This is a genomic window from Agrobacterium tumefaciens, assembly GCA_025559845.1.
Taxonomy (GTDB): domain Bacteria; phylum Pseudomonadota; class Alphaproteobacteria; order Rhizobiales; family Rhizobiaceae; genus Agrobacterium.
Genome location: CP048469.1, coordinates 268,782 through 281,990 on the forward strand (window position 1 = coordinate 268,782; position 13,209 = coordinate 281,990).

At 57.1% G+C, this 13,209-nt stretch carries 11 protein-coding genes; 10 read left to right on the forward strand and 1 reads right to left on the reverse strand.

All coding sequences use genetic code 11. The features are described from left to right. The first annotated feature begins 8 nt into the window (after nt 1-8). From FY156_01290 to FY156_01330, 9 genes are all read left to right on the forward strand, one after another. On the forward strand, nt 9-917 hold the full coding sequence (locus tag FY156_01290) for a protein-glutamate O-methyltransferase (protein ID UXS00216.1): 909 nt from the start codon (nt 9-11) through the stop codon (nt 915-917). Next, nucleotides 914-1,969 carry a chemotaxis response regulator protein-glutamate methylesterase gene (locus FY156_01295; GenBank protein UXS00217.1) on the forward strand — a complete coding sequence of 352 codons (1,056 nt, stop codon included), beginning with the start codon at nt 914-916 and terminating at the stop codon, nt 1,967-1,969. Before FY156_01290 ends, FY156_01295 begins: the two co-directional genes overlap by 4 nt. Next, the gene (locus FY156_01300) at nt 1,969-2,358 is read left to right on the forward strand and encodes a response regulator (protein UXS00218.1); all 390 of its coding nucleotides are present in this window, start codon (nt 1,969-1,971) and stop codon (nt 2,356-2,358) included. Before FY156_01295 ends, FY156_01300 begins: the two co-directional genes overlap by 1 nt. Beyond that, nucleotides 2,355-2,900, forward strand: a complete 546-nt coding sequence (gene cheD / locus FY156_01305) for a chemoreceptor glutamine deamidase CheD (protein UXS00219.1) — start codon at nt 2,355-2,357, stop codon at nt 2,898-2,900. Before FY156_01300 ends, cheD begins: the two co-directional genes overlap by 4 nt. Before the next feature lie 13 nt (nt 2,901-2,913). Beyond that, nucleotides 2,914-3,297 (forward strand): hypothetical protein, encoded by a 384-nt coding sequence (locus FY156_01310; GenBank protein ID UXS00220.1) that lies wholly within the window; start codon nt 2,914-2,916, stop codon nt 3,295-3,297. Between the two features lie 132 nt (nt 3,298-3,429). Beyond that, nucleotides 3,430-5,112, forward strand: a complete 1,683-nt coding sequence (gene fliF, locus FY156_01315; protein ID UXS00221.1) for a flagellar M-ring protein FliF — start codon at nt 3,430-3,432, stop codon at nt 5,110-5,112. A gap of 368 nt (nt 5,113-5,480) precedes the next feature. Continuing rightward, nucleotides 5,481-6,212, forward strand: coding sequence for a helix-turn-helix transcriptional regulator (locus FY156_01320; protein ID UXS00222.1), 732 nt, complete (start codon nt 5,481-5,483; stop codon nt 6,210-6,212). A 37-nt stretch (nt 6,213-6,249) separates the two neighbouring features. Next, a complete protein-coding gene (locus tag FY156_01325) occupies nt 6,250-6,966 on the forward strand; it encodes a helix-turn-helix transcriptional regulator (protein UXS02979.1) in 717 nt (238 codons plus the stop codon). Nucleotides 6,967-7,107: 141 nt separating this feature from the next. Further along, the gene (locus FY156_01330) at nt 7,108-8,955 is read left to right on the forward strand and encodes a HAMP domain-containing protein (protein ID UXS00223.1); all 1,848 of its coding nucleotides are present in this window, start codon (nt 7,108-7,110) and stop codon (nt 8,953-8,955) included. Between the two features lie 68 nt (nt 8,956-9,023). On the opposite strand, the gene FY156_01335 is transcribed toward FY156_01330, so the two are convergent. After that, the gene (locus FY156_01335; protein ID UXS00224.1) at nt 9,024-12,533 is read right to left on the reverse strand and encodes a hybrid sensor histidine kinase/response regulator; all 3,510 of its coding nucleotides are present in this window, start codon (nt 12,531-12,533) and stop codon (nt 9,024-9,026) included. A gap of 218 nt (nt 12,534-12,751) precedes the next feature. On the opposite strand from FY156_01335, the gene mscL reads away from it, so the two are divergent. After that, nucleotides 12,752-13,180 carry a large conductance mechanosensitive channel protein MscL gene (gene mscL / locus FY156_01340; protein UXS00225.1) on the forward strand — a complete coding sequence of 143 codons (429 nt, stop codon included), beginning with the start codon at nt 12,752-12,754 and terminating at the stop codon, nt 13,178-13,180. Nucleotides 13,181-13,209: the final 29 nt, after the last annotated feature.

Genomic DNA, 13,209 nt, shown 5'->3' on the forward strand with positions numbered 1-13,209 from the left:
GATAGTCAATGGCAGCACTTAGTTTCAGCGATCAGCGTCAATCTCCAGACGAAGTTCTCGCCAGCGGTGAATACCCGCTGACCCGGCGCGATCTGTCCGAAATTGCTGCGATGATCTACGCGGATGCGGGCATTTACCTGAACGACACCAAGGCGTCGCTGGTCTATTCGCGACTGTCGAAGCACATTCGCAATCTCGGCCTGTCGGGTTTCCGTGAATATTGTGCATTGGTGTCGTCACCGGAAGGTGCACCCGCACGGCGCGAGATGCTGTCGCATCTCACGACCAACTTCACGCGGTTCTTCCGGGAAAACCATCATTTCGAGCACCTGCGCGACCACGTTCTTCCTGGGTTGGTGGCACGGGCCAAGGCGGGGGGGCGTGTCAGAATATGGTCTGCGGCCTGCTCTGACGGCCAGGAGCCATATTCGATTGCGTTGACCGTGCTCGCCATGTTTCCGAATGCGGCCGATTACGACTTCAAGATCCTCGCAACCGATATTGACCCGAAGATATTGGCGCAGGCCCGCGCTGGTATCTACGACGAGAACGCGCTGGAAACCGTTTCACCCGTCATGCGCAAGCAGTGGTTTACGGAAGTGGATGCGGGCGGTCGCCGGAAGTTCCGCATCGACGATAAGGTGAAACGCCTCATCACCTTCAACGAACTGAACCTGATGACGCAGTGGCCGTTCAAGGGCAACTTCGACGTCATCTTCTGCCGCAACGTTGTGATCTATTTCGACGAGCCGACCCAGGTCCGCATCTGGTCCCGTTTTGCAGGATTGCTGCCGGAGGGTGGTCATCTTTATATCGGTCACTCCGAACGTGTCTCGGGCGACCCGAAGAACCTCTTCGATAATACCGGCATCACGACCTATCGCCTCATCGGCCACAAGTCGGGGAGAAACGCATGAGCGTGCCAGCACGGGTACTCGTCGTTGATGACTCTCCCACGATGCGTGGACTGATTTCGGCTGTCCTCAAGGCTGACCCGGAGGTCGAGGTCGTGGGGCAGGCGGGCAACGCCATGGAAGCGCGCGCCGCGATCAAGCAACTCAATCCCGACGTCGTCACACTCGATATCGAGATGCCGGAGATGAACGGTCTCGAGTTTCTCGAAAAAATCATGCGCCTGCGTCCGATGCCGGTCATCATGGTCTCGTCATTGACGCATCGCGGTGCCGATGCCTCGCTGGCGGCTCTTGAAATCGGCGCATTTGATTGCGTTGGAAAGCCGGCGCCCGGCGATGCACGCCCGTTCGGCGATCTGGCTGATAAGGTGAAGGCAGCGGCCCGATCGCAAAGGTCGGGTTTCCGTGCGGCGAGACCCGAAACGCCCGCGACACCGCAACAGGTCGCTGCAGCCGAATATCGGGCAGGTCGCAAGGTTGTGGCGATCGGTTCGTCCACGGGTGGCGTCGAGGCGTTGATCACCGTGCTTCAGAAGTTCCCCGTCAACTGCCCGCCGACCGTCATCACGCAGCACATGCCGCCGACGTTTACGAGAAGTTTTGCTGAAAGGCTCAACCGCATCTGTGCGCCTGTCGTCGAAGAGGCGACGGACGGTGCGCGTCTGCAGACAGGCAAGATCTATCTCGCACCGGGTGGCGAGCGCCATCTTCAGATCGCCAATCGTTCTGCGCCCTGCTGCAGACTTGTCGAGCGCGACCCTGTCAACGGCCACCGTCCATCTGTGGATGTTCTCTTTGATTCCGTGGCTGAGCTCGCCGGGCGCAATGCCGTCGGCGTCATTCTCACCGGCATGGGGCGCGATGGCGCGGCCGGTCTCTTGAAGATGCGCCACGCTGGCGCGCGAACGGTCGGCCAGAATGAAAAAACCTGTGTCGTTTACGGCATGCCCAGAGTGGCCCACGAACTGGGTGCCGTCGAACAACAATTGCCGTTGGGCTCCATCGGCGAAGAAATCCTGAAACTAACCACCGCCCGTAAAGAAGGTTCTGAATAATGTCTCTCGCAGAAAAAATTAAAGTTCTGATCGTTGATGATCAGGTGACCAGCCGGCTGCTGCTGAGCGATGCCCTGACACAGCTCGGCTTCAAGCAGATCACCGCCGCTGGCGACGGCGAGCAGGGAATGAAGATCATGGAGCAGCAGCCCCATCACCTCGTCATTTCCGATTTCAACATGCCGAAGATGGATGGTCTGGGTTTCCTGCACGCCGTTCGTACCAACCCGAACACCAAGAAAGCCGCCTTCATCATTCTGACCGCGCAGGGCGACAGGGCTCTGGTTCAGAAGGCAGCCCAGCTTGGTGCCAACAACGTTCTGGCCAAGCCCTTTACGATTGAAAAAATGAAGGCTGCCATCGAGGCTGTTTTTGGATCGCTGAAATGATCGAAACTGCGGCCAAGCGCGTTCATATTATACAGGGTGAGTATAAGGTCATCAGCGATCCCGATGTGGTCCTGACGACGTTGCTCGGTTCGTGCGTGGCTGCCTGTTTGAGAGATCCCGTTGCCGGTGTCGGAGGAATGAACCATTTCCTCCTGCCGGGAACCGGGGGCACGACGGGCGGAGATGCGACGCGCTATGGCGTGCATCTCATGGAGCTGCTCATCAACGGGCTTCTCAAGAAAGGTGCGCGCCGAGACCGGCTGGAAGCCAAGGTCTTCGGTGGGGCGAAAACGATCGCCAGCTTCTCCAATGTCGGAGAGCAGAACGCTGCCTTCGCCATGCAGTTCCTGAAAGACGAAGGCATCCGCGTCATCAGCTCCTCGACGGGCGGGGAGCATGGGCGGAAAATCGAATTCTGGCCTGTTTCCGGACGGGCAAGACAACATCCGCTGACCGGCGCGGAAGCTCAGAAGACGGTTGCCCTTGAGACACGTCCGGCTCCTGCGCCCAAGCCGGTCGCGAATGACATCGAGTTCTTTTAGTGCGGAGTTATTAATGCAGATTGCAGACCACCTGGTTTCCACTCCGTTTGAAGAAGCGTTGCCGGACGTCCTGATGCGTGTCGTGTCGGAGCTGCACGATGTCGCCTACCTTATCGAACGCATCGAACCGCAATTGCTTGATCTGGCGGATGGCGCATTGTCTGCAGAGGGCGTCAAGCTGCTGCAAGGCATCGATCTTGCCGTGCAGAAGACCCGCGGGCTTGCTGAATTCATCGATACGGTGACCGGCTCCATTCCCGGAGACTGGATCGTCGACGTCAGCACCGCGCTCAGCCTCGTCAAACTTGCCGAAATGCAGAAAGCACTCGGTTCAACCATCCGTCATGGTCATTCGCAGCCGCTCGACAAAGCTGCCGGAGACTTCGATCTCTTCTGAAGCCTTCCACAATATCCTGTTTTAAAGCTTTCTAATAACACGCGGTAAGGCAACGCTCGCGCAAGCTTCGCATCCTAATGTGATGACGGGACCATAAGGTCTCGGACTCTATGAATGACGGTGCGGAACAGAATGAATCTGTTAAATCAACTCCCTCAGGTCTTGAAGAATTTCGCGGCACTGGGTCAGACACGGCTGCTGATGCTGGGTGGCGTGGGCATTTTGTCCATGGCGATCATCCTTGCAGCAGCGCTTTATGTGAACCGCCCTGCCTACGAGACCCTTTATGTGGGGCTTGAGAAAAGCGATCTGAACAAGATCAGTGTTGCTCTTGCTGAAGCCAACCTTGATTTCCAGGTGGGCGCCGACGGCGCAAGCCTGCAGGTGCCGGTGGGTGCGACGAGCAAGGCGCGTCTGCTTTTGGCTGAGCGTGGCCTGCCGGACAGCGCTAATGCCGGTTACGAACTCTTCGATAACGTAGGATCGCTTGGCCTGACGTCCTTCATGCAGGAAGTCACCCGTGTTCGCGCTCTTGAAGGTGAAATTGGACGGTCCATTCAGCAGATCGACGGAGTGGCTGCCGCACGTGTTCACATCGTCTTGCCGGATGTCGGCAACTTCCGCCGTGGCGAACAGAAGCCCACGGCCTCTGTCATGATCCGCGCCAGCTCGTCTGCCGGCCGCAAGGCTGCTGCCTCCATTCGTCACCTCGTCGCCTCGGCTGTTCCCGGCCTTGAAGCCGATGACGTGACACTGCTTGATTCGACCGGGCAACTGCTCGCCTCTGGCGACGACGTCACCAACGCTGCCATGAACCGGTCGTTGACGCTCGCGCAGAACGTTCAGCAGGAAATCGAAACCAACATCGACAAGGCACTGGCGCCTTTCCTTGGTATGGATAACTTCCGTTCCAGCGTGACGGCACAGATCAATACCGACAGCCGTCAGGTTCAGGAGACCGTCTACGACCCTGAATCGCGCGTCGAGCGTTCTGTCCGCACCACCAAGGAAGACCAGAAGTCTCAGGAAACGCAGCCCGACACGGCCGCGACAGTAGAGCAGAACGTTCCCCAGGCCGCGCCTCAGGGCGGTGGCGGCGGACCGCAGTCTTCCGACGAGTCGGCCAAGAAGGAAGAGCAGACCAACTACGAGATCAATTCCAAGACCGTCGCGACTGTCAAAAACGGTTACACGTTGGAAAAGGTTTCGGTCGCCGTTGTCGTCAACAAGGGTCGTATTGCGAAAATGGTTGGCGAGCCTGCCGATCAGGCAAAGATCGACGCCTATCTGGCGGAAATGCAGAAGATCGTTACCTCTGCCGCCGGTATTTCTTCAGATCGCGGTGATGTCATCACGCTGACGGCCATGGACTTCCTAGAAACACAGCTTCTCGACGAAGCTGTGGCAGGACCGGGCATCATGGAAGTTCTCAGCCGCAATTCGGCTGGCATCATCAACTCGCTTGCCTTCGTTGCCGTCGCATTCCTGGTCATCTGGCTCGGCGTCCGTCCCCTGGTCCGCACCGTGGCAGGCAATGGCTCCTCGGTCAGCGAACTCAGCCAGGATGCCGCTGGTCTGGAACTTCCGGATTTCGCACCGGCACTGGAAGCAGGATCGGGTGGTCTCATGGAAGGGTTCGGCGCCGACTTCGGGTTCGACAGCACCGACGATCTTCTGGCAGGCGACGACGGCGATGGCACCTTCAATCGCCGGGTTCGCGAAGGACCGGAACGCCGCCTGTCCCGCATGGTGGAAATCAGCGAGGAAAGAGCAGCGAAGATCCTTCGCAAGTGGGCCTTGGAAAAAGCTGCATGATTTTGACAAACGGTCGGGTAACCCCGGCCGTTTTCGTTTTTGGGCCGATCGGTGTTACGTTGCGTAGGGGGACACGGATTTTCGTTTTGGGACGGCGTTTACAAATTATTCAGCAACGTTGCACTTTGCTGGGAATAGTCCGAGAATGACAATTATGAATATGCCAGCTTTTCAGTATGTTTTCTTGGAATGGACAGATTCGGAAATGCGTGGAAATGCTGGGGCCAAGGAATAGCAATTCCGCGTCGGTTCCATAGAATGAAGTGATTCGGTCTCCGGGGGCGCGCTGTTATGGTGGTGTGTTTCTTGAATGGAATGATTCCATCCCGATGTATAATCTCCCGCTGGGAGCAAGAGGGCGTAGGCGATTGAAAGTCGATGTTGATATCCGCAGGCTGTCGACCAGGCCTATGGAAGGCATGGGGAAGCCGTTGCCGCGTGATCAGCTTGCCAAAAATGTTGCGGCTTCGGCCGCGGCCGGAAACGTTGCAGGTGCTCTGGACCTGCTCGTAACCTATGCAGGTGCATCCCATTATCTTCTGGCACGGGACGATTTGCTCGAAGAGACCGGGTTGAAGTTTATCGTCACCTCGGATTGGCCTTTCGATCTGGTTCGCAGATTGGGCACTGAGCTTGCAAACAGCCAGAACCGATCCAGCGAGATGGAAAAATGCCTCTCGCTGCTGAAGCCGCGATTGCTGCTGCTGCCGGACGACGTGTCGATCCCTTCTGGAATTGACCGGCAATATTCTGCCTTGTCGTTCTGTGTCGGCCGTATCCGCCTGTCGCTGTTGCTCCTGTTTCCGGAAGATGCGGTACCCTTGCCGGAGCGGTTGCGTGAAATCGCTCTCCTGACAGGTTATTGCGTCAGCTTCGGCATTGCCAGCGAAGCCAAGACGGTCCGTGATATCGACCTGACGGAGCGCGAACTCGAATGCCTGTTCTGGATTGCTGAAGGCAAGACCAGCGACGAAATTGCGATGATCCTTGGAATTTCGCGAAATACGATCAATAATTACATCACTAGCGTCATGCGGAAAACCGCGACGAAAACCCGCTCGGAGGCGATTGCCTACGCCGTGCGAAACAATCTCGTATAACGGTTGGACGATGGTACAGATGAAGGGCAGTGAGGGTATGGGACAGGCAGGGCCGTTTCACCGTGGGCCAGCGGTGACGAGCAGGTCGGATCTTTTTCCGAAACTCGTGTCCATGCAGAAAGTGCTCGGTGCTCGCAACTTCGTTGTATCGAAGGCTGCGGCCTCCGGTTTCCCGAACAAGAAAAAAATGACATGTGAGCTCGAAAACTGGGGCATGAATGCCGCCGAGCAAAGCACACAGTTCATTCGCTCTGTCGGCGATATTCTTCTCGATCATATTGAAACGTCGCTTTTGCCGGTGATCTGGCGAAACAAGAACGGTGGCGGTTTCGCGGATCTCCCCGATGTTCCTGCGTTGCTGCGCCGGATCGAAAACGACACCTTGCCTTATGCGGGTCTCGCGATGCCCGTCCGGCTTGGCACGATCGGCAATGGGTATATCGTTTTCTGCGGCAGCAATCTTGTCCTCGACAATGAGATTGTCATCGAACAGCACATCAAGTGCTGTGAGATCATGGTGGACATGCTGGCACTGGATGAGCGTAAGGCCGCTCCTTCTGAAGCGCTCAGTGAACGAGAAATTGCGTGCCTTCAACTGGCTGGCGACGGCCGTATCAGCGAAGAAATCGCTGTGAAGCTTGGCCTTTCTGTTCACACGGTCAACGCCTATCTGGGATCGGCAACGATCAAGCTTGATTCCGTCAACCGCATCCAGGCAATCGCAAAGGCGATCCGGCTCGGCTACATCCACTGATAGACGCCGACAGGGTTTGTCGACATCCGCCATCGGCCACGACAGCCGAGGGGCCGCACTTTTTGCGCTTCGTCAACTTCGCCAAATTTTAACAGTTGCCCATTAAAACTATTTCAGTTTTGGCTCTGGGGAACTGTTTTCATGAACAACCGGCTCTTTAAGTCCGTTGCAGGTCAGGTGGTCGCTCTCACGATAGGCTTGATAGCGGTTGCTATCGCCGCGGTCGGCGTATCGACGTACCTGCGGTTGAAAGACAACATCATGGAAACGGCACTGCTGGATACCCGCGGGTCGCTTCGCAGCATGGCCATTCTCTACGAGATGAAAGTGGGTGGCGTGACCCTCAAGATGAACGAGGGCGATCTGACCACGGTCAATCGCGCCAGCATCGGCACTCTTCTCGATCATGATCTTGTTGACCGCACTGTGGCTGCCAATGGCGGCGTGGCGACGATCTTCGAAACCAAGAGCGGCGAATATGTTCGCATTTCCACGAACCTGAAAAATGAAAAGGGTGAAAGAGCTGTTGGCACCAAGCTTGCCAGCGATCACCCGGCTTTCGCGAAGGTGGCCAAGGGCGAGCCCTATTTCGGTGCGGCAAATCTCTTCGGCAAGAGCTATATGACAGGCTACATGCCGGTTCTCAACAAAACCGGTACGACAGTTGGTATTCTCTTTGCTGGCGTTCCGATGGACGTCTATAACGCCCAGATGGATGGCCTGCGTGATCTCATTCTGCTCTGTGGAGCAATTGCGATGATCGTGATGGGCGCTCTGGCCTACTTCATCATCAAGCGCACGTTGCAGCCTCTCGGCAAGCTGACCGAAACCGTCAAAGCCCTGTCGGAAGGCGATCTGGAAGCGCAAATCCCTTATACCGGCAACAAGAACGAGTTCGGCAACATTGCGCGCGCACTTGGTATCTTCCGGGAGAACGCCCATGAAAAGCTCGTCATCGAAGGTCGCAGCGTCGAGGAACGCGCCGCCGCCGACGCCGAGCGCAACCGGAATGATGCTGAACGCCAGGAGACCGCGCGTCAGATCGAATTTGCAGTAACCGAGATTGCATCTGGTCTCGGCCGACTTTCTCGCGGTGACCTGACCCGGACGATCGAGACACCCTTCGAAGGCCGCCTTGACCGGCTTCGGGTCGATTTCAATGAATCCCTCCTGAATCTGCGCGATGTTCTCAGCCAGATCCATGATCGCACGTTGGTCATTCAGAACAGCGGTTATGAAATGCGCCAGTCCTCCGACGATCTGTCGCGCCGAACCGAGACGCAGGCCGCGTCGCTGGAAGAAACGGCTGCTGCTGTCGAGGAAATCACCGTGACAGTAAAATCCTCGGCGGAACGCGCCCGTGAGGCTAACGAGGCTGTCCGACTGACGAAACGCAGTGCCGATGATTCCGGCTCGGTGGTGAGCAATGCGGTTGAGGCGATGGAGCGCATTGAAGATGCGTCGCGCAAGATCGAACAGATCATCGAAGTTATTGATGACATCGCGTTCCAGACCAATCTGCTTGCACTGAACGCCGGTATCGAGGCTGCGCGTGCTGGCGAGGCGGGTAAGGGCTTTGCGGTTGTGGCGCAGGAAGTGCGCGAGCTTGCTCAGCGCTCTGCAGACGCCGCGCGCGAAATCAAGCAGCTCATCAACCAGTCGACGCAGGAAGTCAGCTCCGGCTCGATGCTGGTTCAGGAAGCCGGCAAGGTCTTGTCCGCCATCAGCCAGCAGATCGTCACCGTCAGCAAACATGTTGAAACCATTGCCACAGCCACACAAGATCAGTCGTCTGCGCTGCATGAGGTCAATGGCACCGTCAACCAGATGGATCAGATGACCCAGCAGAACGCAGCTATGGCCGAAGAGTCGAGTGCCGCCAGCCAGGTTCTGTCCAATGAGGTCGAGGCACTTCTTGAGCTCGTTCAGCGCTTCCAGATGGAAAAGCATGCCGAAAGCCATGCTGATCGTTTCGGGCGTGCAGCCTGACAATCAACGGCTGACGGCGTTTCCAGACATAATGCCGTACAGCGTTGCGAGCGTCTGCGCAGCCGATATCATTCGGCTGCGGCCCGAGGCGGGCCGGATGCCTGACTGAGATAGGCACGCAACGCAGCCGGCTTGAGCGGCTTGTGCTGAACGGTAACGCTGTATCGTTCAGCCTCGCTGCGCACTTCCGGGCTGCGATCCGCGGTGATCAGAAGAGCTGGGATGGTTTTGCCGTAGAACGCCCGGATAATCCGAATGGCGCCAAGCCCGTCTCCATCATCGAGGTGATAGTCTGCAACGATGATGTCAGGCGCTGCCGAGTGGCTAAGGAAAGGTTCGTCGAGCATGGCGACCGAACTCGCCGGCAGCACTTCGCAGCCCCACCCATTCAACAGCAGCGTCATGCCCTCCAGTATTTTCGGTTCGTTGTCGATGCACAGGACACGAATGCCTTGCAGCCGCTCCTGACCTGCCCGTGCAAGGTCGTTACCAGCGGTTTTGACTGGCATCACACGATCTGCTTCGCGCTGCAGGTGGATGCGGAATGTCGTGCCTTTGCCCGGTGTCGAGATCAATTGCACCGGATGATGGAGGATACGCGACAGTCGATCGACGATTGAGAGACCAAGGCCAAGACCGGAGGCTGTTTTCGCGCCTTCGTCCAGCCGGGCGAATTCCTTGAAAATCGTTCGGAATTTCGACGATGGTATCCCGATGCCGGAATCCGTCACCTGAATGATAACCTCGTTGCCTTTGCGCCGTGCTCCGACGACGACTTTGCCGGAGAGCGTATACTTGACGGCATTTGACACCAGGTTCTGGATCAGTCGGCGCAGCAGATTTGGGTCGGAGCGCACCGTCAGTGACGTTGGCATTACCACAAGATCAAGGTTCTTCTCTTGTGCCATCGGTGCAAAGTCCGTCTCGATCCGGCGCAAGAGGTCATTGAGGGGCACCGATGTCATGCGTGCCTTCATCGAGCCTGTATCCAGCCGGGAAATGTCGAGAACCGCGCCGAGGATCGTCTCGACCGATTCAAGCGCGGAATCGATATTGTGAACGAGGTCTCGCTCCCCGGATGCGCCAAGCCGTTCCACCAATGAAGAGGAATAGAGCCGCGCCGCGTTCAGGGGCTGGAGAATGTCATGTCCAGCCGCAGCGAAGAACCGTGTCTTGCCGATATTGGCTTCGTCCGCCGATGCTCTCGCTTCAGCAAGCTCCCGGTTGACGCGGGTCAGCTCGGCGGTTCTTTCCACCACGCGCTGCTCCAGCGTCTCGTTCGCCTGCTTCAAGGCCTGATCGCTTGCCACGCGTTGTGTAATGTCGGTGAACGTCGCAACGATGCCTTTGTCGGGAAGCGCGTTGGAGCGGACTTCGATAATGCGTTCACCGCCGGAAAGAACGAGGGAGAACGGCATGTCCATTGTTAGAAAACGGGCAATCAACTGACCTGTTTCTCCGGCCGGCACATCGCCACGCTGTTGCAGCATCACGACGATATCGGTCAATGGCAGCCCGACCTGACCGAATTGTTCGGGCAGGTCCAGCAACGTCCGGAAGCGCCTGTTCCAGATGGTGAGCTGCTGCGAACTGTCGAAAACGGCGATGCCTTGATCCATCTGGGCAAGCGCTGTCTGCAACATGTCCTGATTGTATTGCAGCGCCTCGCTCGCCTGGTCGAGCAGCCATGCCGTGTCGGCGCTGGTGTCTTCGGCCTTCTGAAGAATGATCGACAACACCAGCCTGGCCGAAGACGAGCCGATGGCACTGCCAAGCAACTGTTCGGAAAAATGGATCAGGGCCATATCCGCTGGCTGTTCGTCGTTCAGCTTTCTGCCCGCGGTCTTCTCGTAGGTCGCCAGCGATCGCAGCATCCGCTCTTCGCCGAGATAACGGGCAATGGCGCTTTTCAGGTCACCGACGCTGACGCGGGTCTTCCAGCCACGTGTTGCAAATTGCGATTTAGAGTGGCGTTTGACGAAGATGCCCGCCTGAATACGCTCTATGGGTCGCGGATTACGCGACAGAGACCCCAGGACAAAAGCCAGGCCATTGACGAGCAGGCTTAACAGTACGGCATTGACGAAAGGGTCGGCCTGCGGGCCGCTGAAGACGGTGCTGCCGGAGAACAGAAAACCAAGCACGGTCGCTGCGATGTGGGAATTGTCCGGCCCGCCAAGGCTGGGCAGAAACAGCAGATAAGCCCAGACCAGAAAGCCGGAACTCAGTCCCGCAATCGCGCCACGCGCATTGGCGCGTCGCCAGACAAGCCCGCCGAAAAGCGCCGGTGCCATCTGGGCGATGGCGGCAAAGGCAAGCAGGCCGATGGAGGCAAGGCCGGACGTTGCATCGGCTGCTCTATAATAGCTGTAACCCAGCAGCAGCACGGCAAAGATTGCCGTGCGCCGGATATTCAGAAGAGTTTTGGCGAAGTCGTCCCGATGTGGAGAGCGGTTCAGAAGTTTCTGCCGCAAAAAGATCGGCATCACGATGTCATTGGAGATCATGATGGAAAGGGCAACCGATGCCACGATAACCATTGCCGTGGCTGCCGAAAACCCGCCAATGAAGGTTATCAGCGAAACGACGGGCATTTCGTGGGTTAGAGGAAGCTGCAGCACGTAGAGATCCGCATCTCCGCTTCCGCCGAGTTTCAGAATTCCGGCGACGGCAATCGGCAGAACGAAGATGTTGATTGCAATGAGGTAAAGAGGCAGCAGAACGCCCGCCATTCGCAATTCCTGCGGCGTGCGGTTTTCCACAACGGTGACATGAAACTGGCGCGGCAGCAGAATGATTGCAAAACCCGATAGCAGGGTCAGCACGATCCAGCGACTGATGGGCGTCTGATAGGAAATGGCGTGCATTGCCTGCTCGTTGGCGGAAGCGAGTTCCCACAGATGCGCGGGGCCGTCGAACAGGATGAAGACGACGTAGAACCCGACGGTACACATTGCGAGCAGTTTGACGAGCGACTCCATCGAAATCGCCAGGATCAGCCCGTCCTGATGTTCTGTCGCGTCCGTATGACGGGTGCCGAACATCACGGCAAAGCCCGCCATGACAAGCGTGACGACAAGCGGCAGGTCGAGGAAATACAGGTTTCCACTGCCGATACCGTAGTCGCCAGGATCGACCATGGTCGCGACGGAGCTGGAAACGGCCTTCAGTTGCAAGGCGATATAGGGAATGGCCCCAACCAGGGCGATGATGGCTACGATCATTGCGACGGTGGAGTTTTTGCCATAGCGGGCGGCAATGAAGTCCGCCACCGATGTCAGCTTCTCGGCTTTCGCCAATTCGACGATCCGGCGAATGACAGGCATACCAAGCGTGAAAGCAAGGATCGGCCCGGTGTAGATGCCGAGAAACTCGAGCCCTTTGTCAGCGGCAAGCCCGACGCCACCAAAATACGTCCAGGAGGTGCAGTAGACCGCCAGGCTCAGCGCATAGACAAACGGGCGCCCTTTTTTCGGAGCGTTTCTTTTTCGGCTGTTTCTGTCGCCATAACTTGCCACTGCAAACAGCAGCAGAATGTAGGCGAATGCCGAAACGAATATGATCCATCCAGGAAGCACGCATCCTCCCCATGCTGGAACTCCTTGATCACAGCATAGGGGAATTTCAGGCGGTTGAGAATGAGCGCGGTCTGAGCATAAAGTTCAACGTCAGCCTGAAATAATCCAATAAAGACAATCTTAATGGATTCCATACAACGCGCGGACGCTGTATCGTTCGTACCGTAGGGACAGTCACATAGCTTCAGCCTCAGAAGCCGGAGAGAGGGACAATCTGGATGCTTAACGAATTTAAAACGTTCATTGCCCGCGGCAATGTCATGGACCTTGCCGTCGGTGTCATTATCGGTGCCGCCTTCAGCAAGATCGTCGACTCCGTCGTCAACGATCTCATCATGCCAATCGTCGGTGCGATCTTTGGTGGTTTCGATTTTTCGAACTACTTCCTGCCGCTGAGTTCAAGCGTTACTGCTACGTCGCTGGCTGCCGCCCGCGATCAGGGCGCCGTCTTCGCCTACGGTAATTTTCTGACGGTTGTCATCAACTTCCTCATTCTGGCCTGGATCATCTTTCTGATGGTCAAGGGCGTAAACAGACTCCGCGCTTCGGTGGAACGTCAGAAACTCGCGGAGAAGGCAGAAGCTGCTCCTCCACCGGAAGATGTGAAACTGCTCACGGAAATCCGCGATCTGTTGAAGACGCGCTAGGGCTTAAACGATCCCTGGTCGGGCAACAT

Coding starts and splice junctions, on each gene's coding strand:
- FY156_01290 (UXS00216.1), top strand. CDS start 9: ATGGCAGCACTTAGTTTCAGCGATCAGCGTCAATCTCCAGACGAAGTT.
- FY156_01295 (UXS00217.1), top strand. CDS start 914: ATGAGCGTGCCAGCACGGGTACTCGTCGTTGATGACTCTCCCACGATG.
- FY156_01300 (UXS00218.1), top strand. CDS start 1,969: ATGTCTCTCGCAGAAAAAATTAAAGTTCTGATCGTTGATGATCAGGTG.
- cheD (UXS00219.1), top strand. CDS start 2,355: ATGATCGAAACTGCGGCCAAGCGCGTTCATATTATACAGGGTGAGTAT.
- FY156_01310 (UXS00220.1), top strand. CDS start 2,914: ATGCAGATTGCAGACCACCTGGTTTCCACTCCGTTTGAAGAAGCGTTG.
- fliF (UXS00221.1), top strand. CDS start 3,430: ATGAATCTGTTAAATCAACTCCCTCAGGTCTTGAAGAATTTCGCGGCA.
- FY156_01325 (UXS02979.1), top strand. CDS start 6,250: ATGGGACAGGCAGGGCCGTTTCACCGTGGGCCAGCGGTGACGAGCAGG.
- FY156_01330 (UXS00223.1), top strand. CDS start 7,108: ATGAACAACCGGCTCTTTAAGTCCGTTGCAGGTCAGGTGGTCGCTCTC.
- mscL (UXS00225.1), top strand. CDS start 12,752: ATGCTTAACGAATTTAAAACGTTCATTGCCCGCGGCAATGTCATGGAC.